The following is a 19,755-nucleotide window of genomic DNA, read 5'->3' on the forward strand; positions in this document are numbered from 1 at the left end:
CGGGCCGGGCCGGCGGCAGGGCCGCTCAGGAAGGCAGTGGGCGGACCGGTGGCCGGGCCGCGCCCGAAGGCACGGGGCGCGGCACCGGGAGCAGGAGCGCGTCCGACGGCAAGAGCTCGGTGCCGGCGCGCAGCCGGACCGAGGGCAAGGTGCCCGTGCCGCGTGGACGGGCGGGCGGTGAGGCGAAGAACACCGGCCCGAGGGCCAAGATGGTCGCCTCGCGCCAGCGCACGGCCGCGGCCGTCAGGAGCCGGGCGGCCGCCGTCAAGCCGCAGGACAGGCGCGGCACCGGGCTGCGCGCGCCGTCGGCGACGACCCTGCCCGCGGGCAACGGCGCGCTGCTGCTGCTCGCGGTGCTGGCCGTGCCGTGCGTGGTGGCCTCGGTCATCTGGCCGATCGCCTCCATCGCGATCACGACCGTGTTCGTGGTGCTGACCAGGACGTTGTGGATGGGGCACTGGATGGTCAGGAAGCGCGGCTCGCGGCGTACGCGGGTGACGCTGCGCGTGCTGTCCTTCCCCGTCGCGCTGACCGGGGCGGCGGCGACCGCCGTCGTGTGGCCGGGCGTGCCCGTCGCGGTGGCGGCGGGTGGAGCGCTCTGGGCCACCGGCGGCGGGCAGATCGACGCCGACTGGTGGCAGCAGGCCGCGCCCGTGACGGTGGCGGGTGTGGTGTTCGGGATGTTGTGCGGGGGTATCACCGGGCGCGAGATCGAACGGATCGGGCAGCGGCTGCCTGATCTGCGCAGGGAAGGGTTGCGGGCGCTGGCCGTGCTGGGTGGGTTCGTCGCCTTGTGCGCGGCAGCCGTACGCGCCATCGCGCTGCTGCTCTGACCTGTCGCACGCGCCGGTCGCGTCTTCGCTCTGACCTGCCGTCCGCGCTGGTCGTGCCTTGGCTCTGACCTGCCGTCCGCGCTGCGGTTCTGCGGAGGTTGCGGCGACGGGTTATCGCGCCCGCCGCTTCGGGCGGTGCAGGTTTTCCGCGGCCCGCCGCTGCGTGCGGCGGCCCGGCGCGGCGATCAAGCGGATCGGCCGCGCGGTGGCGATCCGGCTAGCCCTGGCCGCCGTCGCGGCGGGAGAAGCGGTTGAAGATGCGCTCGCCCGCGTTGACCGCGCCCTCGGCCACGTCGCGCAGGACGCCGATGAACGGATCCTGCGACTGGGACCAGGACGCGCGGTAGGACTCGGCCGCCGCCTTGATCTCGTCGGTGACCCGCGCGTTGGGGTCGTCCTCCCTGCGCGGGTAGTCGCCGCCGATGATCCGGTCGTACTCGCCGCTGCGCTGCCACTTGTCCAGCTCCGCCACGCGGACGACCGCGAACGGGTGGGTGGTGCCGAGCAGGTTGAGCACCTTGAGGAAGCCGTCGCGAAGGTCGCCCGCGGTGTCGTATTCCTGGTACTGCTCCAGGAACGCCTCGATGTTCATCTCGTGGGTGTAGTCGCCGCCGGCGAGCTTCATCAGCGCGCGCTTGGCCGCCTCGGGGTTCTGCCCCGTGAGCAGGCCACCGCGGTCGGAGGACAGCTCGGACTTGCGGTACCACTCCTCCAGGCCCGCGACGATCGCGCGCAGGCCGATGTAGCCGAGCGGGATCCAGGCGACGCGGGCGGCGAGGCGGGTGAGGATGTCGAGCATCGTCCGGTAGACCGCGTGCCCCGACAGGATGTGCGAGGTCTCGTGGCCGATGACGAAGCGCTGCTCCTCCTCGTTCATGAGGTTGAGCAGACCGGTGGTCACGACGATGAACGGGTCGTCGAAGCCGATGGCCTTGGCCTGGACCTGCGAGTCCTGCTGGACGTAGATCTCGGGGATCCGGTGCAGGTCGAGCGTGTAGGCGGCGTCGCGCCCCATGTCGTAGAGGGAGCGGAACTGGGTCTCGCTGACGCGCACCGCCGAGGCCAGGTACATCAGGCGCAGGCGGCGCTCGCTGACGAGACCGGACATCTGCTTGAGAACCGTATCGAACCCGCTCAACTTACGCAGAGCGACCAGGGCGGACCGGTCTGCGGGGTGTTCGTAGGCTCGGGACGAGATGCCGGGCAGTTGGACGCGGTTGCGGTCCGGGGTGGTCGTCATGCCCGGCATGCTACGTCCGCAACTGAAGTGATGCGCGGTCATCACGAAGGGGGGTCCCATCATGTTGTGATACAGCCCCCGCGTAAGGTCCGTTTCATGATGAACGCGCCTGGTGTGCAGGGGAAGCGGCGAGTAGGTGTGATGGGTGGGACTTTCGACCCCATCCACCACGGGCACCTCGTCGCCGCCAGCGAGGTGGCTCACCACTTTCAGCTCGACGAGGTCGTCTTCGTACCGACCGGACGGCCGTACCAGAAGTCCGGGCGTGAGGTGTCCGCCCCGGAGGACCGCTATCTGATGACGGTCATCGCGACCGCGTCGAACCCCCGCTTCTCCGTCAGCAGGGTGGACGTGGATCGGCCGGGACCGACGTTCACGATAGACACATTGCGCGACATCGCGGAAATCTACGGCCCCCAGGTCGACCTGTACTTCATCACCGGCGCCGACGCGCTCGGCGCGATCCTCGGCTGGCAGGAGGCCGACGAGCTCTTCGAGCTCGCCCATTTCGTCGGCTGCACGCGTCCCGGGCACACCCTGCACGACCCCGGCCTGCCGGAAGGCCGCGTGACGTTGCTGGAAATCCCCGCGCTGGCCATTTCCTCGTCAGAGTGTCGTCAGCGTGTCGCAAAGGGCGAGCCCATTTGGTATCTGGTGCCCGACGGAATCGTCCAGTACATCAACAAGCGCGGCCTCTATCAGGGGGCCTGAACAAGCCTGCCGTGGCGTAGGTGAGGGGTTTCGGGCTGGAAGGGTACCCTCAACATATGGGCATGCTGCCGACACAGGAGGACAGACCCGCATCGTGACCGCATCTGACAGATCCGTCCAGCTCGTGCGCATCGCCGCGGAAGCCGCGGCCGACAAGCTGGCCGATGACATCCTCGCGTACGACGTGAGCGAACAGCTCGTCATCACCGACGCCTTCCTGCTCTGCTCCGCCACCAACGACCGCCAGGTCCGCGCCATCGTCGACGAGATCGAGGAGCGGCTGCGCACCGAGGCCGACGCCAAGCCCGTCCGCCGTGAGGGCGAGCGCGAAGGGCGCTGGGTGCTGCTCGACTACATCGACATCGTCGTGCACGTCCAGCACGAGGAAGACCGTACCTTCTACGCGCTTGAGCGCCTGTGGAAGGACTGCCCGGCCATCGCGCTGCCGGAGAGCGTCCTTCAGGCCAACCTCCAGCGGGCGCGCGCGTGATCGAACCGACCATCACCGGACCCGGCAGTGACACTCATCCCGATTTCGAGCGTCCCGGCGAGGAATCTGCATGAGCAAGAGGATCGTGTGTCTGCGTCACGGGCAGACACTGTGGAACGTCGAGCAGCGATTCCAGGGTCACTCCGACATCCCCCTCGACGAAACCGGCGTCGCGCAGGCCGCGAGGGCGGCCTCGCTGCTCGCCTCGCTACGGCCCACCCTGATCGTCTCCTCCGACCTGCAGCGGGCCAACGACACCGCGCTGGCGCTGGGGCGCATCGCCGGGCTGGAGGTGGCCGTCGACAAGGACTTCCGCGAGCGCGGCGGAGGTCAGTGGGAGGGGCTCACGCGCGAGGAGATCGCCGCGCGCTGGCCCCACGAGTACGCGGCGTGGGAGGCGCCGGACGGCGAACCCGTCACCGACGTGGCCGGGAGGGTGGCCGGCGCGATGCGTCGCTGGGCTTCCCGGCTCGACGACGACGGGCTTCTGGTCGTGGCCTCACACGGGGCCGCGCTGCGGCTCGGGATCTGCGAACTGCTCGGGCTGCCCGAGGAGCTGTGGCCGGCGCTGGGCGGGCTCGGCAACTGCTCCTGGTCTGTGCTGCAGGAAGGGCGCAGAGGGTGGCGGTTGCTGGAGCACAACGCCGGCACCCTGCCGGAGCCGGTGCACAGCGACGACAAGCCCGAGGCCGAGGTGTGAGCGCGGTTCGTACGGCTCGGGGGCCGTACGGGCTTCCGCGCCGCTACGACCCTCGCTGTTGTGCCTCTGTGGCCTGAGGATGGGCGATTAGGTGAATCGGGGCGGATGGCTATATGCTCTCGGAGCGCCGCAACGGGTGGACTCGAAGCGGTGACCAGGGGCTATGGCGCAGTTGGTAGCGCGCCTCCATGGCATGGAGGAGGTCTGGGGTTCGAATCCCCATAGCTCCACCCGATCCAACCGCCTCTGCCTGGTGACGGGCAGAGGCGGTTTTGCGTTGTTCCTGGACGTGCGGGGCCTTGGGTGCGACCTGAGTCCTGGTCGTTGTCCACGTTCGGCGGAGCGCCTCGATCACGGCCTCGATCACGGCCCCGATCACGGCCTCGATCACGGCGCGGTGGCGGGTCGCTGTCGCTGAGCGTAAGGGCGGGGCGGTCAAGGTGACCGCTCGGCCGGTGCGAGGTGCCAGCGCCGCATTTCGCGCCTCCCGGGAGGGTGCCGTGCCTCGCGCTCGCCTGGACGGTGCCGTACTCCGTGCCCACCTGGACGGTGCCGTGCCTCGTGTCTGCATGGCCGCGATGCTTCGACACCGCGACCTGTGGCTGTTCGGCCTGGCTCACCGCCTGCAACCACCCCGGTCTCAATCCCTGTATCCATAAAACGCAACGGATCAGACATTCTCCGGATATTGGCGCCGGCAGCCCCACCACTAACCTCCCTCAGGGTGGGGCGGAGACGGGCGCAGAAAGCACGATGGCCTCGGCGCGGACGGTGCCGATTCATTGCCCTGCGCTTTTCTCCGTTGATTGGTTCCTGGTCGGTCGCGCCTGCTGAGAAATGTGGTGACGCAGGACCGGACTCGGTGCCGTGGGCTCAAGTCGCGCAGTTGCCGCAACGCGACGGGCGTTCTCACCCCATGGCAGGAAGTGTGCGCGGTTGAAACAAGAACGGGGTGTGCCATGACTATCAGGATTTGCAGGGTGAGGCCGGTGAAGGCGACCAGCCAGCCGACGGACGGCTGACCTCGGAGTGATTTCGGTGGGGCCGTCCGTCCTCCACCGGAAACACTCCGACCGTCGGGTCGAACTGAGCTTGCTGAACAAAGCTCGCGAACCTGGGCCGGCCGTAGGAGAACTCTCCTGTAAGAGAGCGTGCGGGAACGCGCCTCCGACAATCTTGTCGTCGTTTGCGATCCGAGCAGGCAGCGCGTGGTTTCGCGTACCGATCTTTGTTCGGCGAACGGCGTGCGTGGTGCTGGACGACTGCACCCGCTGCTCGGACTGTTGTCCCGCGACGACTGTCGGTGATATTCAGCGGCTGTCTCATGGCGTGGGGGCCACATGTTGCTGCTTGTGGATGGTTCCTTTCGGGGGTTGGCGGCGGGAGTGGTGGCGCATGGCTGGTGTTCGACGGGTCGTGGGGTTTCCGGTGGGTTTCGAAGGTGATGCGGGGAGTTGGCTGGCGGAGGGCTGACGGGCTTCTTGCCACCGTCACTTGCCGGTCAGAGGGTGAGGTGCCCGGGTCGGCAGGCTCGGCCCTTTCTGCGGCTGCGGGTGCTCGGGCGCGTCGTGGTTTCGGGTTTGGTGTGGGCGGGCTCAGGTGCCCGCCCTTTCGTTCTCCTGGTGGTGGTCAGGAGAAGACGACCGACCTGAGGAAGAGCCTGTCCGAGCCCCTGCCGCCGGGGCGGAGTGAGTAGTAGGGGCCGGAGCAGTCGGGGCCCATGAAGAGTGTGGCGGTGGAGTCGGTGTCGTTGCGGGGGGTGTGTGCGCTTTCGTCGGAGTAGCGGATTTCAGGGATGTCGATGCACGCGCCGCTCCTCGGGTGGTGCAGGTGGCCGGCGCCTGTGCCGTACGAGGCGGGGAAGCTGTAGGCGAACGTGCCTGTGGCCGCGACGGCCGGGAAGGACGGCGCCAGCGTCAGGGTCAGGACGGAGAGAGCGATGGTGGCGGTGCGAGCGATCATGTGGCTCGTCCCTTCCGTGGTGTGGAGGCTTTGGACGAGGCCACATCCTATGGCTACTGAGGGTAGTCGCAGCGCTACTGAGACTCGTGGTCAGCGGCCCTTTTCGTAGACGAGGAGGCCTCGTGACACGTGCAGGGGACCAGGATCAGTGACCGAACAATCTTGGTGTCAACATCGTGCTGAGCTGGGAGTGCACGTCGAGGGCATGAGTTTGACGTGAGTGGGAAAAATGTCGGTGCTGCGCGGCATGAGCCCGCGGTTGTCTGCCTACACGCCTGCGGCCGTGGACGCCGGCGGTTGCGCCGCACCGGGACATGTCGAGACCGGAAACCGGCATACCCGTCGGATCTGACCGATGCCGAATGGTCGGTACTGGAGCCGAAGGGCGAGCGGTGATGGCCGAGCTGGTCGCGCCGCGGCCTGCACGAGCGGCTGGCCGGGCGACCGCGCGGCTTGCTGCGACTCCTGGCCGGACGGGAGGAATGGCCGACGGCCAGGTGCATCGGCTCCCAGATGGTCCGGGCGTGCCGAGACCGTCGGCGCGGCGGCCTGCGGGTACGACGCGGGCAAGAAGCTCAAGGGACGGAAGCGGCATGTCGTGGTCGACACGCTCGGGCTGTCGTTGTGCGTGATGGTAACGCCGCGACGGTGCAAGACCGTGATGGCGCGCATCCGGTGCCGGCACTGCCGCGGGAACAGCCTCATGCCCACCAGCACTTGAGGCCTTGCGGCAGGCTCGTTGAGGGTGCCTTCGAACCTCGATCGGTCGATCTCAATCGGCAGCCCATGGACCTGGGCAAGGCGTGCCACATGGGGCGGGGCCTCCGCAAGCGGAGGTCGGTTCCATCAAGGGGTAGGTGAGGAATAGGGCAAGTGCTGTATGGTTCCCGGTTCTTCGGGGCAGATCGCGGATGTGATGGTGATGATTATCGGTGCGGGGATCGGCGGGCTCACCGCGGCGTTGAGCTTGCACGCCGCCGGCATCGACTGCACGGTGATAGAAGCGGTTGCCGAGCTGAAGCCGCTCGGGGTGGGGATCAACCTACAGCCGCATGCCGTACGCGAACTGGTGGAGCTCGGCCTGGGCGAGGAACTCGCGCAGACCGGGATCGCCACCAGCGCGCTGCGGTATGCCACCTGCCGAGGCGACATCGTCTTGACCGTGCCGCGCGGGCGTGCAGCGGGTTACCTCTGGCCGCAGGTGTCCATCCACCGCGGCCAGTTGCAGATGCTCCTGCTTGATGCGGTCGTCGACCGGCTGGGGCCGGACGCCGTGCGTACCGGCCTGTCCTTCGACGGTTTCGCGCCGGGCGCTTTGGAGCCAGGTGGCACGGGCCCGGTGGGCGTGCGGCTGCGCGAGAGCGCCACGGGCCGGCTGGTCAAGGACGGCGCAGACGTCGTGGTCGGTGCGGACGGGCTGCATTCGGCTGTTCGGGCCCTGCTGCATCCGCGCGAGGACGAGTTGCGCTGGAGCGGGATCACCATGTGGCGGGGCATCAGTGAAGGCGATCCCTTCTTCGACGGCGCCACGATGGTGGTTGCGGGCACGCAGCTCGGTGCCAAGATCGTTGCGTATCCGATCTGCCCGAACGCCAGGGCCCGCGGCAAGGCGCTGGTGAACTGGGTGGCCGAGGTGCGTACCGCCCCGGCGGGCACCCCGGCGACAGAGGCGGACTGGTGGCGTTCGGGACGCCTGGCCGACGTGCAGTCGCACTACACCGGCTGGGTACTGCCCTACCTGGACGTGCCGGAACTCATCGGCAAGACGGATCGGATCCTGGAGTACCCGATGGTGGACAAGGCGCCCCTGCAACGCTGGGGCACCGGCCACGTCACGCTGCTGGGCGACGCTGCGCACCCGATGTACCCGGTCGGCTCCAACGGCGGCTCCCAGGCGGTGCTGGACGCCCGATACCTCGCCCTGGCCCTGGCCACCGAACCGGAGCCGGCGGCAGCGCTGGCCAGGTACGAGCACGAGCGGCGCCGGCAGACCGACAGCCTCGTCACCTCTGGTCACCGCTTCGAAGTCGACGACCTGGTCCGGCTCGCCGAGCAACGTGCTCCTGGCGGCTTCACCGACATCACCGCGGTGCTCACAGCTCAGGAGCTGTCGCGCGCGGCCGACGCCCACCGGCGGGTTGCCGACATGGACGTTCAGGCGCTCAATGAACGTCCCTCCTGGACCGTCTCCCGCTGACGCCGACCACGCGCCTACCATGCTCGCCATGACCGAGACGGCCAGTGGCGTCAGAAGGGTCAGCCCTCAGCACGCGTGCCGGCCGCTCAGCCTTGGCAGGCCTGGAAGTGAACTGGCCGCCATCCTCGATGTTGAGAACGTCAACAGCTTCCGCGTCCAGCTGTCCCATGGCCCCACCAGGGCTACACAAACAAGATCGGACCGGCCCTCTACAGCCTCATGCCCACAGCACTTGAGCCTTTGTCGGCAGGCTCTTGGGCAGGTGAAGCTCGGCCACCTGACCGTCCAGGCTGATCTTGAGAGCTCTCATGGTTCTCCCGCTGTCGGCGTACTGGTCGGTGTGCAGAGGCAGGTACGACTCACTGCCCGCTTAGGAGCCGAGGCGTTCGAGCAGCTGAGCTTCGAGTTCGGCGAGTGACCGCCACTGATCGGCCTTGCGGCGCCAGTGGAGTAGGTCCGCGCTGAACAGGACGAACTTGTCGCAGTTGTGACAGTCGAGCTTCCAGGGGCAGGCGCCACCGTTGACGACCACCTGGTGGGTGCAGATGCCGCCCTCGACCGGGGTGCTGCGCTTGCACAGGTCGATCGCGTGGTGTCGCCACGGGGGTTCTGTACTCGCTCGGGAACAAGGCCAACGTCTTGCGTTCCTCGATGGCCGGAGCCAGTTCTCGGGCTTCTTGCGCGCCAGCGCGGCGCCCTCTGGGTCGATCTCTGCCGATGCCTGGATCACAGTACACATCAGGTGTGTGCTCCTTGATCAGGAGTTACACCCGTGACCGCACTGGGTGAGGGTCGTGCGTCTTAACGCCGAGCAGCAGCCCGAGCAGACCCTCGGGCTGCCCGCGAGTTGCTGGATCGGTCGGTGCCAGTGGAAGCCGAAGAGGTCTTCGGTGGGTCTGCCCCGCTCCCACGGGGTGCGGGCGAACCTCGTCCGCACATTGCCCGCCGCCACGTTGACGGACGGGTCGGTGAAGGCGGGCTTGATGCGCTCGATGCGGGCGGGGGCCAGGACGGTGTCGGCGTCGACGGCCAGGACCAGGTCCGTGTGGCAGTGGGGGAGCGCGTGGTGCTGCCGTGCGGATATGAGGATGCACTTCGGCAGCGGGGTGGGATGGGGCCGAATCGGGTTCTGTGGGTGATCGTGAAGGAATGACGACTGCGGGGCACCGCTGCGGGTGCGGTGAACGGAGGTCGGGGCGATTGGCAGCGTTGAGGAGCGACGGCTGTGGGGACGTGGCCGACGTCGGTGCGGGGGTGCGCGGTGGGAGGGTCGCTGCTTGCGTGGGGAAGGGTGAGGGCCGGGCCGTGAGTGTGGCCCGGCCCTCGAAGTGGGGTCAGTGTTGGACGGCCTGGCGGTGGGCTGCTCTGCTGGCGGGGAGGGCGGTCAGGCTGAGTACGACCGTGAGGACCCCGATGACCCAGGACGTCCACGACGCCCCCTGGCCCTGTGTGTACGTGATGGCCCACGGCGCGATGAACAGCAGCACGCCCCACAGGGCGTTGAGCCATTCCGTCGCCACGACGCCCGGGTTGGCCAGGGCGACGACGGACGTGAGCACGATGAGGGCACCCAGCACGATCAGTGAGAGGGCGGCGCCCGACGCGCCGGCGACCCAGATCGGGGAGAGTGCCGCGTAGAGGCCGGCGACCAGGGTGGCCCAGTCCTGCCAGCGTGACCATGCCTTCATGAGAACCTCCGCTTGGTGCAGGTGCGAGAGGCTGGCCTTTTGGTCAGTCGATGACGTGAAACTTCATGGGACGTGCGGTGATTCCCGGGCCTGCGGGGGTTCGGGCGACATGTTGATGTGAGATTCGTCACGCCATCGGCGTCGCGCCTCGGGCATCCGCCATGCACCGTTGGTGTCGCGCCTCCGGGGGTCGGTTACGCCATCGGCGTCGCGCCTCGGGCCTCCGTCGCGCGGTTGGTGTCGCGCTTCGGGCATCCGCCCCACACCGTTGGCGCCGCAGGGTTGCGTCGCGCGCCGGCAGGGGCAACTCTCCATAGATACCGCAGACGAAAACAATTTTCTAGATGTCCGACTTATCAGAAAATTTCTTCCGAAATCTTCTTGACCTGGGCGGTTGACAGTGGGAAAGCTGTGGCGGGAGTGCCGAAGGTGAAAGGACCACTCCCCTCATGGTCACCGTCCGCCCCTTCCAGTCCGGCGATGAGACCTCGCTGGTCGACGCCTGGAACCGCAGCATGCCCGCCGACCCCACGACGTCCGGCTGGTTCAGGGACTGCGTGTTGCTCGACCCCAACTTCGACCCCGAGGGCCTGCGCGTGGCCGTGGACGGGGACGACGTGGTGGGTTGCGCGTACGCCGTCCGCCGCCTGATCCCCTTAGCGCCGGGCACCGACCTGGAGCCCGACACCGGCTGGATCCCGTTCTTCTTCGTCGTCCCCGAGCGCCGCAGCGGCGGGCTGGGGCGGCGGCTGGTGGGTGAGGCGGTGGGGTTCCTGGAGCGCCTCGGCCGGACGAAGGTGGACTTCTCGTCGTACACCCCCAACTACGTGCTGCCGGGCGCGGACGCCGAGCTCTATCCGGACGGTCACCGGCTGCTGGAAGAGCTCGGGTTCAGGACGCTCTACTCGCCGGTCGCCATGGACCGCGCGCTCGTCGGCTACCGGACTCCGCCCGAGGTGCACGAGCTGCGGCGCGAGCGTGAGCGCGAGGGGTACGTCTTCCGCAGCCCCGCCGCCGGCGAGTTGCCCGAGCTGATCCGGTACGCGGCCGGCGTCTTCAACCCCGACTGGGGCGAGGCCATCCGGCAGCACCGCGATCCCGAACGCATCGTCATCGCGAAAAAAGATCACATAGTGGGCTTCGCCTTGTACGCGGCCTACCGCGGCATCCCCGAGCGCTTCGGCCCCTTCGGCGTCGACCCGGGCCAGCGCGGCACCGGCCTCGGCAAGATTCTGCTCCATCTCACCATGACCCGGATGCGCGCCGAAGGGCTGCATTCGTCCTGGTTCCTATGGACCGGCGCCACCAGCCCGGCCGGCCACCTCTACACCAAGGCGGGCTACGAGATCACCAGAAAGTTCCACGTGATGAGGCGATCCGCATGACACACGTTCTCGCCATCGGGGCCCACGCGGGCGACCTCGACCTGACGGCGGGCGCCGTGCTGGCCCAGCACGTCCTGCGCGGCGACCGGGCGACGCTGCTGCACCTGACGCTCGGCGAGCGCGGCCATCCGCGCATGAGCGTCGCCGACTACGCCAAGCAGAAGCGCGAGGAGGCCGAGACGTTCGCCGAGCGGATCGGCGCCGGCGTCAGGTTCCTCGACTACGAGGACGGCCTGCTGCCCGAGGACGACGAGACCAAGATGCGCGTCGGCGACCTCGTCAGGGAGCTGCGCCCCGACGTGATCCTGACGCACTGGAGCGCCTCCATCCACAAGGACCACGCCCGCACGCACCGGATCGTCGAGGACGCCCGCTTCTTCGGCGGGCTGAAGACCCTGGAGCGCGAGCATCCGGCCTACTGGGCGAGCGAGCTCTACTACGCCGACAACTGGGAGGACGCCGAGGGCTACGCGCCCGACGTGTTCGTCGATCTGAGCGAGGAGGCGTACGAGCTGTGGTCGCAGGCGATCACCGGCTACGCCTACGCCAGGGGCGAGACCTACGGCTTCCCGTACGTCGACTACTACCGCGCGCTGACGATCGTGCGCGGCGCGCCGGCCGGGTTCGGCCGCGCCCAGGCTTTCGCCGCCCCGAAGGGGTCGCGGCAAGTGCGGACGAAGTACTTCGGAAAGGGGGCCTCCGCATGAGACGCCACAAGGCGGGGCAGGTCGCGGCGGTGCTGGCCGCGCTCGTGCTGGCCGGATGTTCGAGCGGCGGTGGCGCGGCGAAGCCGCAGGCGGACGCGCCGCCGCTGGTGATCCACGCCGTGGACGCGGGCACGTTCCAGGAGGACTTCAACCCGTACCACCTCGAAGGCGTGAACTTCGGCACCAGCGGGATGATCCACGAGACCCTCATGTACTTCAACAAGCTGAAGCCGGGGGAGATCACGCCCTGGCTGGCGCTGGACCACAAGTGGTCGGACAAGGGCAAGTCGGTGACGTTCACGCTGCGGCAGAACGTGAAGTGGTCCGACGGGCAGCCGTTCACCGCCGACGACGTGGCCTTCACGTTCCAGATGCTGAAGAAGTATCCGCAGCTCAACAGGAACGCGCTGGAGATCGAGGACGCCGAGGCGCTGGCGCCCGACAAGGTGCGGGTGGACTTCGCCAACACCTCGTACGCCAAGCTGTTCAACATCGCCGGCAACTCGCCCATCGTGCCCAAGCACGTGTGGGAGAAGGAGAAGGACCCGTCCACCTTCACCAACCCCAAGCCGGTCGGCACGGGGCCGTACACGCTGTCGAAGTTCTCGGCCCAGCTGTACGAGCTGGTCAAGAACCCGTCCTACTGGCAGCCGGGCAAGCCGGAGGTGCCGGTGCTGCGCTTCCCCGCGTACACGGCCAACGCCCTTCAGACGGCGCTGCAGCAGGGTGAGGTGGACTGGGCGGGCGCGTTCGTGCCGGACATCCAGAAGATCTACGTGCAGGGCAAGCCGGAGCAGAACAAGTTCTTCTTCCCGCCCGAGGGCGTGGTGACGCTGCTGCCGAACCTGACCGACCCCGTGCTGGCCAAGCCCGAGGTGCGGGCCGCCATGAGCCTGGCCATCGACCGGGACAAGATCGTCCGGGTGGCCGAGCGGGGTTACACCAAGGTCGCGCACCCGACCGGCGTGCCGATGCCGGGCGGGGAAGCGTACATCCCACCCGAATACCGCGCGCTCTCCTACAAGGTGGACGTCGAGAAGGCCAAGGAGCTGCTCAAGGGCGTCGACCCGGCACAGCTGAAGTTCACCCTGCTGGTGCCCTCGCCGTTCACCGACTGGGTGAACGCCGCCCAGCTCATCCGCGAGGACCTGGCCAAGATCGGCATCACCGTCGAGACCAGGGGCGTGGCGTTCCAGGACTGGGTGTCCAAGGTCGGCAAGGGCAACTACGACCTGTCGATCAGGGCCACCGCGTCCGGGCCGACGCCGTACTTCCAGATGCGCTCGATGCTCTTCGGCGGGCTGGCCGAGCCCGTGGGTGAGGCCGCCACCGGCAACTACGAGCGGTGGAAGGACGCCGAGACCGACAAGCTGATCGACGCCTACGCCGCCACCGAGGACGAGGCCGAGCAGCAGAAGGCCACCCAGGGCCTGGGCAAGATCATGGTCGAGAAGATGCCCACGCTGCCGCTGTTCTACAGCCCGTCGTGGGCGCAGTACCGGACGAACAAGTACGTGGGCTGGCCGTCGGAGCAGGACCCGTACGCGATGCCGTCCCCCTACACCTCGCCCGACGCGGCAGTGGTGCTGCTGCACCTGAAGCCGGCCGGAAAGTGAGGTTCCTGGCCAGGCGGCTCGGGTTCTACCTCCTGACGGCCTGGGCCGCCATCACGCTCAACTTCCTGATCCCCCGGCTCATGCCGGGGGATCCGGTGGAGCTGCTGGTGGCCCGGATGAAGGGGAACGTCGACCCCGCCGCCATCGACGCGATGCGCAGGGCGTTCGGCATCAGCGACGCGAGCCTGTGGCAGCAGTACCTGGACTATCTGGGCAATCTCGCCCACGGCGAGCTGGGCCGCTCGATCACGTTCTTCCCTGCCGAGGTCTCCACGGTGATCGCCGACAGCCTGCCGTGGACGGTCGGGCTCGTCGGCGTGGCCACGCTGATCAGCTACCTGATCGGCACCGCCCTCGGTGTGATCATGGCGTGGAAGCGCGGCACCTGGCTGGACGGCGTGCTGCCGGCGGCCACGTTCATGCACGCGGTGCCGTACTTCTGGGTGGCGCTGGCGCTGGTGTTCGTCTTCGGGGTGACGTTGCAGTGGTTCCCGGTCAGCCGGGCGTACGGGCTGGACGTAATGCCGGGGCTGACCGGTGAGTTCGCGCAGAGCGTGCTCTACCACGCGGCACTGCCGGCGATCACGATCGTGGTGGCCTCGATGGCCGACCGGATCCTCGGCATGCGCAACGTCATGGTGACCACGCTCGGCGAGGACTACGTGGTGATGGCCGAGGCCAAGGGGCTGACCTCGCGCCGGGTCATGTGGGCCTACGCCGCCCGCAACGCGATCCTGCCGAACATCACCAGCTTCGCGCTCTCGCTCGGCTTCGTGGTGGGCGGCTCGGTGCTGACGGAGATCGTCTTCTCCTACCCGGGCATCGGGTCGATGCTGCTCAAGGGCGTGGAGAACGAGGACTTCCCGCTCATGCAGGGCATCTTCCTCGTCATCTCGCTGGCCGTGCTCGTCGCCAACTTCCTGGCCGACCTGGCGTACGTGGTGCTCGACCCCCGGACCAGGCAGGAGTCGGAATGAAGATCAAGCTCGGGGCCGGGATCCTCGTCTTCTTCGCGCTGATGGCCGTCTTCGGGCCGCTGCTCATCGGCGCCGATCCCGCCGCCACCAGCGAGGACGGGCTGCAGGGCCCGTCGGCGCAGCACTGGCTCGGCACCACGCAGACCGGCCAGGACATCCTCGTCCAGATCGTGTACGGCGCCCGCGTCTCGCTCGGCGTCGGCGTGCTGTCGGCGCTCATCGCCACCGTGCTGGCCGTCGCGGTCGGCCTGGTCGGCGGCTACGTCGGCGGCGCCGTGGACGAGGCGCTGTCGGTGCTGACCAACATCTTCCTCGTGCTGCCCGCCCTGCCGCTGATCATCGTGCTGGCCGGCTATCTGCCGCAGCGCGGCGTGGCCTCGGTCGCGGTGGTGATCGCGGTGACCGGCTGGGCCTGGGGCGCCCGGGTGCTGCGCGCCCAGACCCTCTCGGTACGGCGGCGCGACTTCGTCCAGGCCGCCAGGGCCAGCGGCGAGGGGCCGCTGCGGATCGTCTTCTACGAGATCCTTCCGGTCCTGCTGCCCGTCATCGCCACCAGCTTCCTGGCCACCGTGGTCGCGGCGATCCTGGCCGAGGCCGGGCTCTCGTTCCTCGGCCTGGCGGACCTGTCCACCGTGAGCTGGGGCAGCATGCTGTACTTCGCGCAGAACGGGCAGGCGCTGCTCATCGGGGCCTGGTGGTGGTTCATCCCGCCCGGCCTGTGCATCGCGCTCATCGGCACCGGCCTGGCCCTGGTGAACTTCGGCATCGACGAGATCGCCAACCCGCGGCTGCGGACGATCAAGGCCCCCAGGAAGGCACGCGCATGAACGTCCTGGAGATCCGCGACCTCGGCGTGGACTACCTGTCCGGCACCGGAGCCGTGCACGCGGTGTCGGGCGTCTCGCTCGACCTGCGGCGCGGCGAGATCCTGGGCCTGGCCGGCGAGAGCGGCAGCGGCAAGTCCACGCTGGCCAATGCGGTGGCCCGGCTGCTGCGCCCGCCCGCCTCGATCACGTCCGGGTCGGTCGTCTACCACCGCCAGGACGGCTCGGCCGTGGACGTGCTCGCCCTCGGCAAGAACGAGCTGCGCGCCTTCCGCTGGAAGGAGCTGGCGGTCGTCTTCCAGAGCGCCATGAACTCCCTCAACCCGGTCATCACCGTCGGCGCCCAGATCGACGACGTGCTGCGCATCCACGCGCCCCGCATGTCCCGCGCCGAACGCACAGAACGCTCGGTGGAGCTGCTGCAGCGCGTCGGCATCAGCGCCGACCGGCGCCGCTCCTACCCGCACGAGCTGTCCGGCGGAATGCGCCAGCGCGCCGCCATCGCCATCGCGCTCGCGCTCAACCCCGAGATCATCATCATGGACGAGCCGACGACCGCGCTCGACGTGGTGGTGCAGCGTGACATCCTCGCCGAGATCAAGGCATTGCGGGAGGAGTACGGGTTCGCGGTCGTCTTCATCACCCACGACCTGTCGCTGCTCATGGAGATCTCCGACCGGATCGCCATCATGTACGCGGGCCGGGTCGTGGAGACCGGGACGGCCAAGGCGCTGCACCGGGCGCCGCGGCATCCGTACACGCTGGGGTTGCTGCGCTCGTTCCCGCGCCTGCACGGGCCGCGCGAAGAGCTGCTGGGCATCCCCGGCACGCCACCCGACCTGCGCTCGCCACCACCCGGCTGCGCCTTCCACCCCAGGTGCGCGATGGCGGTGGCGGAGTGCTCCGAGCGCCTGCCCGTGCTCACCGCGGCGGGCGACGGCGAGGTCGCGTGCCTGCTCAACGACGGGAGGGGAGTGTCATGAACATCCTGGAGGGGCGCGAGCTCACCAAGCACTTCACCGCCGCCCGCGGCCCTCGGGGCCGCTTCGGCCGGCGGCCGCCGGTGCGGGCGGTGGACGGCGTCTCGATCGCGCTGCGGGCCGGCGCGGTGACGGCGCTGGTCGGTGAGAGCGGCTGCGGCAAGAGCACGGTCGCGCGGCTGCTGGCCCAGGTCTATCCGGCCACGTCCGGGGAGGTGCTGCTGCGCGGCGAGCCGGTACGCGCCCATCGCGGCGCCGCCTTCAGGGAGTACCGGCGGCAGGTCCAGCTCATCTTCCAGGACCCCTTCGCCTCACTGAACCCCTTCCACCGGGTCCGCTACCACCTGGCCAGGCCGCTGCGCCTGCACGGGCACGCCCGCTCCGACGCCGAGGAACGCGAGCAGGTCGCCGAGCTGCTCGAACGCGTCAGCCTCACCCCGGTCGAGCAGTTCATGGACAAGATGCCGCACGAGCTGTCCGGCGGGCAGCGGCAGCGGGTGGCCATCGCGCGGGCGCTGGCGGTGCGGCCGGTCGCGCTGATCGCCGACGAGCCCGTGTCGATGCTGGACGTGTCGATCAGGCTCGGCGTGCTGCGGCTGCTGGAAGGGCTGGCCAGGGACAGCGGGCTGGCGCTGCTCTACATCACGCACGACATCGCCAGCGCCCGCTACTTCGCCGAGGACATCACGGTCATGTACGCGGGGCGGCTGATCGAGAGCGGGCCGAGCGAGGAGCTGACGCAGTCGCCTCGGCATCCGTACACACGGCTGCTGCTGGACTCGGCGCCGGATCCCGATCGGGTGGCGGCTCCCGGGGGGCGGCGGCACGGCGAGCCGCCCAGCCTGATCGACCCGCCGGGCGGCTGCCGCTTCCATCCGCGCTGCCCGGTGGCGTTGCCGGTGTGCTCGACCGAGGTGCCGGGGCGCACGGAGCTGGGCGAAGGGCACTGGACGCACTGCTGGCAGGCCGAGACGGCGCTCACCCGGTAGGCCGGTGCAGGACGGACGCGCGGTGGCGTCGGCGCAGTTCGCCGCAGCAGGCCGGTTCAGGAGGCGCGGTAGCGTTCGGAGAGTTCGGCGGTCGTGGCGGCCATCCGGTGGCGCAGTTCGAGGGGCGAGAGCACCTCGGCGTCCGTGCCCAGCCGCAGGAACTCGCCCGTCGCGTGCTCGATCGACTCGATCGGCACCGTGACCAGCGTCCAGCCCCGCTCGTCCGGGCCCCGCGCGCTCTCCCGCGCCGCCTCCACCACACCCGGCGTCATGAGGTCGGCCAGGCGCTGCATGCCGTGCGGCGACAGCCGCACCTCGGCCTGGCCCCAGCGCAGCCTGCTCTCGAACTCGGCCAGGTAGTCGCGCCAGTACGCGGCCAGGTCGAACCCCTCGGGCCGGGTGAACCGTTCCGGCAGCGGATGCAGGTCGAGGATCTGCGAGACGCGGTAGGTGCGTACCTGCTCGCCCGAGCGCGCCACCAGATACCACCGCCCGGCCTTGACCACGAGCCCGTACGGCTCCAGCCGCCGCTCCACCTCCTGCGGCGCCTTCCACCGCCGGTAGCGGACCTGCACCCGCCGCTCGTTCCAGACGGCGTCGGCCACGGCGGGCAGGTAGGTGACCGGCTCCCGGTCGCGATACCAGGTGGGCGCGTCGAGGTGGAAGCGCTCCTGGATGCGGCCGGCCCGGTCGCGCAGCTCGACCGGGAGCGCGGCCATCAGCTTGAGTTGCGCGGCGGTCACCACCGCGCCCAGCCCCAGCTCGGCCGCGGGACCGGGCAGGCCGGCCAGGAACAGCGACTCGGCCTCGTCGGCGGTCAGGCCGGTGAGCCTGGTGCGGTAGCCGTCGAGGAGCTGGTATCCGCCCTTCGGGCCGGCGTCGCCGTAGAGCGGGATGCCGGCGGAGTGGAGGGATTCGACGTCGCGGTAGATGGTGCGGACGGAGACCTCCAGCCGGTCGGCCAGCTCCTGCGCGGTCATCCGACCGCGCGTCTGCAGGAGCAGCAGGATCGAGACCAGGCGCGAAGCTCGCATATCACTGACACTACCTGTCAGTGACCCGGTCGTATGGTCTCACCCATGAACGACTTCGACTTTTTCGCCGGCCGCTGGAACGTCGTCAACCGCCGGCTGGTCAAGCCCTTGTCCGGCAGCGACGAATGGGACGAGTTCCCCGGCGTCTCCACGGCCAGCCGGCACTTCGGCGGCGGGGCCAGCTTCGACGAGATCGAGTTCCCCACCAAGGGGCGCAGCGGGATGACCGTGCGCCTGCGTGACGTGGACAGCGGGCTGTGGTCCATCTACTGGGCCAGCAGCGCGACCGGCGTGCTCGACACCCGGCCCATGGTGGGCTCGTTCGAGGGGGACCGGGGCGAGTTCTACGGCGAGGAGACCGTGGAAGGCAGGCCGGTGCGCTGCCGGTTCATCTGGACGGTGTTCAGGGATACCGATGCCGCCCGCTGGGAGCAGGCGTTCTCCGAGGACGACGGGCAGACCTGGGAGACGAACTGGACGATGGACTTCACCCGCGCGTGACGTCCGCGATCCCGTACGGCAGCGCCACGGCGTCGGCGTTGCCGCGCACCCAGAGGATCACGCCCACGGCGGCGGCCGCGACCAGCAGCAGGACGAGGCCGGCCACGATCACCCACCGCCACCCCGACCGCGCCGGCTTGGCCTCGTAGAGGGGCACGTCGGGCAGCATGTCGGGGGTGTACGGCAGCCGCTGCGTGTAGGGCGCCTCGGGCGGGCCCTGTTCGGACGGCTGTCCTGGATGGGGGTAGCGGTGCCGGATCGTCTGGTCGGGATCCGGCCGGCGGGGCTGCTCTGGCGTCATGACTCCCTCAGGCACGCTGCGGATGTCCGATACGCCAACATTGTCACACTCGTCGGCGCGGTGTCGCCTGCCCGGCACGACTTCCGCGTCAGCCGTGGGCGGGCGGCTGCCCCTCACCGTAAGGCGGCTGCGGCTGCGGGTGCTGTGGCTGGTGCGGGTGCTGCGGCTGCCAGCCGGGTTGCTGCTGCGGCTGCGGCGGCCCCTGCTGCTGGTAGCCCTGCTGCTGGTAGCCCTGCTGCCAGTCGGGCTGCTGCTGCCAGGCATGGGGAGCCTGCTGGGCGTGCTGGGCGGCCTGCTGCGGCGGGTTTCTGCGGGCGATCACCCCGAAGATCAGCAACCCGGTGCCGCTCACCTGGATGAGCAGGGACAGCAGGTTCATCACCAGCGCGATCGGCCCGTACTGGTCGAAGCCGAGGGAACGGATCAGATTGGGGGCCATGAGGATGAACACGCCGTTGATCACCACCCCGATGAGCAGTACGACGCACCCGATCATGCCGAGCACGCTCCCCCGTCCGTGCTCCGCCCGGCGGGTCGCCATCAGAATGGCGCCACCGAGCAGCAACAGGACCATCACGATCATCGTGATGATGTTGATGATGTAGGACATATTGGACATC

21 protein-coding genes, 1 tRNA gene and 1 pseudogene are annotated in these 19,755 nt (G+C 69.2%); 15 read left to right on the top strand and 8 right to left on the bottom strand.

Translation table 11 applies throughout. The annotated features are described in order from the left end of the window. Positions 1 to 833, top strand: a pseudogene (locus ABFX54_RS07630) (serine/threonine protein kinase); the annotation flags it as partial. Positions 834 to 1,050: 217 nt separating this feature from the next. Here ABFX54_RS07630 and ABFX54_RS07635 read toward each other — a convergent pair. After that, positions 1,051 to 2,082 (bottom strand): M48 family metallopeptidase, encoded by a 1,032-nt coding sequence (locus ABFX54_RS07635; protein ID WP_428834507.1) that lies wholly within the window; start codon positions 2,080 to 2,082, stop codon positions 1,051 to 1,053. A gap of 87 nt (positions 2,083 to 2,169) precedes the next feature. On the opposite strand from ABFX54_RS07635, the gene nadD reads away from it, so the two are divergent. The 4 genes from nadD to ABFX54_RS07655 all read left to right on the top strand — a co-directional run bounded on the left by nadD (position 2,170) and on the right by ABFX54_RS07655 (position 4,204). Then, positions 2,170 to 2,784: a nicotinate-nucleotide adenylyltransferase gene (gene nadD / locus ABFX54_RS07640; protein ID WP_346102639.1), complete on the top strand. Its 615-nt coding sequence runs from the start codon at positions 2,170 to 2,172 to the stop codon at positions 2,782 to 2,784. A gap of 94 nt (positions 2,785 to 2,878) precedes the next feature. After that, positions 2,879 to 3,274: a ribosome silencing factor gene (rsfS, locus tag ABFX54_RS07645; protein WP_106250478.1), complete on the top strand. Its 396-nt coding sequence runs from the start codon at positions 2,879 to 2,881 to the stop codon at positions 3,272 to 3,274. Positions 3,275 to 3,344: 70 nt separating this feature from the next. Continuing rightward, positions 3,345 to 3,974, top strand: a complete 630-nt coding sequence (locus ABFX54_RS07650; protein ID WP_346102641.1) for a histidine phosphatase family protein — start codon at positions 3,345 to 3,347, stop codon at positions 3,972 to 3,974. Positions 3,975 to 4,131: 157 nt separating this feature from the next. Next, positions 4,132 to 4,204, top strand: a tRNA-Ala gene (locus ABFX54_RS07655). A gap of 1,399 nt (positions 4,205 to 5,603) precedes the next feature. Here the strand turns inward: ABFX54_RS07655 and ABFX54_RS07660 are convergent. Then, positions 5,604 to 5,936 carry a hypothetical protein gene (locus tag ABFX54_RS07660; protein ID WP_346102643.1) on the bottom strand — a complete coding sequence of 111 codons (333 nt, stop codon included), beginning with the start codon at positions 5,934 to 5,936 and terminating at the stop codon, positions 5,604 to 5,606. Positions 5,937 to 6,291: 355 nt separating this feature from the next. On the opposite strand from ABFX54_RS07660, the gene ABFX54_RS56860 reads away from it, so the two are divergent. Next, positions 6,292 to 6,657, top strand: a complete 366-nt coding sequence (locus ABFX54_RS56860; protein WP_428834508.1) for a transposase — start codon at positions 6,292 to 6,294, stop codon at positions 6,655 to 6,657. Positions 6,658 to 6,852: 195 nt separating this feature from the next. Continuing rightward, positions 6,853 to 8,133: a flavin-dependent oxidoreductase gene (locus ABFX54_RS07670; protein WP_346102645.1), complete on the top strand. Its 1,281-nt coding sequence runs from the start codon at positions 6,853 to 6,855 to the stop codon at positions 8,131 to 8,133. Between the two features lie 370 nt (positions 8,134 to 8,503). Here ABFX54_RS07670 and ABFX54_RS07675 read toward each other — a convergent pair whose 3' ends face one another. The 3 genes from ABFX54_RS07675 to ABFX54_RS07680 all read right to left on the bottom strand — a co-directional run bounded on the left by ABFX54_RS07675 (position 8,504) and on the right by ABFX54_RS07680 (position 9,821). After that, positions 8,504 to 8,872 (bottom strand): hypothetical protein, encoded by a 369-nt coding sequence (locus tag ABFX54_RS07675; protein WP_346102646.1) that lies wholly within the window; start codon positions 8,870 to 8,872, stop codon positions 8,504 to 8,506. Between the two features lie 18 nt (positions 8,873 to 8,890). After that, positions 8,891 to 9,340 carry a glycosyltransferase gene (locus ABFX54_RS56865; protein WP_428834510.1) on the bottom strand — a complete coding sequence of 150 codons (450 nt, stop codon included), beginning with the start codon at positions 9,338 to 9,340 and terminating at the stop codon, positions 8,891 to 8,893. Positions 9,341 to 9,467: 127 nt separating this feature from the next. Continuing rightward, positions 9,468 to 9,821 (bottom strand): SPW repeat domain-containing protein, encoded by a 354-nt coding sequence (locus tag ABFX54_RS07680; protein ID WP_346102648.1) that lies wholly within the window; start codon positions 9,819 to 9,821, stop codon positions 9,468 to 9,470. Between the two features lie 449 nt (positions 9,822 to 10,270). Here ABFX54_RS07680 and ABFX54_RS07685 point away from each other — a divergent pair, with 449 nt between their 5' ends. The 7 genes from ABFX54_RS07685 to ABFX54_RS07715 are packed head-to-tail and all read left to right on the top strand — an operon-like array spanning position 10,271 to position 17,299. Further along, positions 10,271 to 11,206, top strand: a complete 936-nt coding sequence (locus ABFX54_RS07685) for a GNAT family N-acetyltransferase (protein WP_346102650.1) — start codon at positions 10,271 to 10,273, stop codon at positions 11,204 to 11,206. Beyond that, a complete protein-coding gene (locus tag ABFX54_RS07690) occupies positions 11,203 to 11,913 on the top strand; it encodes a PIG-L deacetylase family protein (RefSeq protein WP_346102652.1) in 711 nt (236 codons plus the stop codon). The genes ABFX54_RS07685 and ABFX54_RS07690 overlap by 4 nt, the downstream gene beginning before the upstream one ends. Next, on the top strand, positions 11,910 to 13,529 hold the full coding sequence (locus ABFX54_RS07695; protein WP_346102654.1) for an ABC transporter substrate-binding protein: 1,620 nt from the start codon (positions 11,910 to 11,912) through the stop codon (positions 13,527 to 13,529). Before ABFX54_RS07690 ends, ABFX54_RS07695 begins: the two co-directional genes overlap by 4 nt. After that, positions 13,526 to 14,506, top strand: coding sequence for an ABC transporter permease (locus tag ABFX54_RS07700; RefSeq protein ID WP_346102656.1), 981 nt, complete (start codon positions 13,526 to 13,528; stop codon positions 14,504 to 14,506). Before ABFX54_RS07695 ends, ABFX54_RS07700 begins: the two co-directional genes overlap by 4 nt. Next, entirely contained in the window at positions 14,503 to 15,333 is an 831-nt protein-coding gene (locus tag ABFX54_RS07705) for an ABC transporter permease (protein WP_346102658.1), read from the top strand. The genes ABFX54_RS07700 and ABFX54_RS07705 overlap by 4 nt, the downstream gene beginning before the upstream one ends. Then, positions 15,330 to 16,313 carry an ABC transporter ATP-binding protein gene (locus ABFX54_RS07710; RefSeq protein WP_346102660.1) on the top strand — a complete coding sequence of 328 codons (984 nt, stop codon included), beginning with the start codon at positions 15,330 to 15,332 and terminating at the stop codon, positions 16,311 to 16,313. Before ABFX54_RS07705 ends, ABFX54_RS07710 begins: the two co-directional genes overlap by 4 nt. Then, positions 16,310 to 17,299, top strand: a complete 990-nt coding sequence (locus ABFX54_RS07715) for an ABC transporter ATP-binding protein (RefSeq protein WP_346102662.1) — start codon at positions 16,310 to 16,312, stop codon at positions 17,297 to 17,299. Before ABFX54_RS07710 ends, ABFX54_RS07715 begins: the two co-directional genes overlap by 4 nt. Positions 17,300 to 17,355: 56 nt before the next feature. On the opposite strand, the gene ABFX54_RS07720 is transcribed toward ABFX54_RS07715, so the two are convergent. Then, positions 17,356 to 18,333, bottom strand: coding sequence for a helix-turn-helix transcriptional regulator (locus tag ABFX54_RS07720; protein ID WP_346102663.1), 978 nt, complete (start codon positions 18,331 to 18,333; stop codon positions 17,356 to 17,358). 45 nt (positions 18,334 to 18,378) lie between these two features. Between ABFX54_RS07720 and ABFX54_RS07725 the strand changes: the two genes are divergently transcribed. After that, complete coding sequence (locus tag ABFX54_RS07725) at positions 18,379 to 18,834, top strand: hypothetical protein (RefSeq protein WP_346102665.1); 456 nt, start codon at positions 18,379 to 18,381, stop codon at positions 18,832 to 18,834. Here the strand turns inward: ABFX54_RS07725 and ABFX54_RS07730 are convergent. Both ABFX54_RS07730 and ABFX54_RS07735 read right to left on the bottom strand, forming a co-directional pair. Beyond that, positions 18,821 to 19,135, bottom strand: coding sequence for a hypothetical protein (locus ABFX54_RS07730; protein ID WP_346102667.1), 315 nt, complete (start codon positions 19,133 to 19,135; stop codon positions 18,821 to 18,823). The genes ABFX54_RS07725 and ABFX54_RS07730 overlap by 14 nt on opposite strands. An 88-nt stretch (positions 19,136 to 19,223) precedes the next feature. Then, positions 19,224 to 19,745 carry a hypothetical protein gene (locus tag ABFX54_RS07735; RefSeq protein ID WP_346102669.1) on the bottom strand — a complete coding sequence of 174 codons (522 nt, stop codon included), beginning with the start codon at positions 19,743 to 19,745 and terminating at the stop codon, positions 19,224 to 19,226. Between the last annotated feature and the right edge of the window lie 10 nt (positions 19,746 to 19,755).

The sequence above is a fragment of the Nonomuraea maheshkhaliensis genome, from assembly GCF_039529435.1.
GTDB lineage: Bacteria > Actinomycetota > Actinomycetes > Streptosporangiales > Streptosporangiaceae > Nonomuraea > Nonomuraea maheshkhaliensis.

Coding starts and splice junctions, on each gene's coding strand:
- ABFX54_RS07670 (WP_346102645.1), top strand. CDS start 6,853: ATGGTGATGATTATCGGTGCGGGGATCGGCGGGCTCACCGCGGCGTTG.
- ABFX54_RS07695 (WP_346102654.1), top strand. CDS start 11,910: ATGAGACGCCACAAGGCGGGGCAGGTCGCGGCGGTGCTGGCCGCGCTC.
- ABFX54_RS07725 (WP_346102665.1), top strand. CDS start 18,379: ATGAACGACTTCGACTTTTTCGCCGGCCGCTGGAACGTCGTCAACCGC.
- ABFX54_RS07685 (WP_346102650.1), top strand. CDS start 10,271: ATGGTCACCGTCCGCCCCTTCCAGTCCGGCGATGAGACCTCGCTGGTC.
- ABFX54_RS07675 (WP_346102646.1), bottom strand. CDS start 8,872: ATGTGTACTGTGATCCAGGCATCGGCAGAGATCGACCCAGAGGGCGCC.
- ABFX54_RS07660 (WP_346102643.1), bottom strand. CDS start 5,936: ATGATCGCTCGCACCGCCACCATCGCTCTCTCCGTCCTGACCCTGACG.
- nadD (WP_346102639.1), top strand. CDS start 2,170: ATGATGAACGCGCCTGGTGTGCAGGGGAAGCGGCGAGTAGGTGTGATG.
- ABFX54_RS07680 (WP_346102648.1), bottom strand. CDS start 9,821: ATGAAGGCATGGTCACGCTGGCAGGACTGGGCCACCCTGGTCGCCGGC.
- ABFX54_RS07690 (WP_346102652.1), top strand. CDS start 11,203: ATGACACACGTTCTCGCCATCGGGGCCCACGCGGGCGACCTCGACCTG.
- ABFX54_RS07710 (WP_346102660.1), top strand. CDS start 15,330: ATGAACGTCCTGGAGATCCGCGACCTCGGCGTGGACTACCTGTCCGGC.
- ABFX54_RS07720 (WP_346102663.1), bottom strand. CDS start 18,333: ATGCGAGCTTCGCGCCTGGTCTCGATCCTGCTGCTCCTGCAGACGCGC.
- ABFX54_RS07635 (WP_428834507.1), bottom strand. CDS start 2,082: ATGCCGGGCATGACGACCACCCCGGACCGCAACCGCGTCCAACTGCCC.
- ABFX54_RS07715 (WP_346102662.1), top strand. CDS start 16,310: ATGAACATCCTGGAGGGGCGCGAGCTCACCAAGCACTTCACCGCCGCC.
- ABFX54_RS07650 (WP_346102641.1), top strand. CDS start 3,345: ATGAGCAAGAGGATCGTGTGTCTGCGTCACGGGCAGACACTGTGGAAC.
- ABFX54_RS07705 (WP_346102658.1), top strand. CDS start 14,503: ATGAAGATCAAGCTCGGGGCCGGGATCCTCGTCTTCTTCGCGCTGATG.
- ABFX54_RS07730 (WP_346102667.1), bottom strand. CDS start 19,135: ATGACGCCAGAGCAGCCCCGCCGGCCGGATCCCGACCAGACGATCCGG.
- ABFX54_RS56860 (WP_428834508.1), top strand. CDS start 6,292: ATGCCGAATGGTCGGTACTGGAGCCGAAGGGCGAGCGGTGATGGCCGA.
- ABFX54_RS07735 (WP_346102669.1), bottom strand. CDS start 19,745: ATGTCCTACATCATCAACATCATCACGATGATCGTGATGGTCCTGTTG.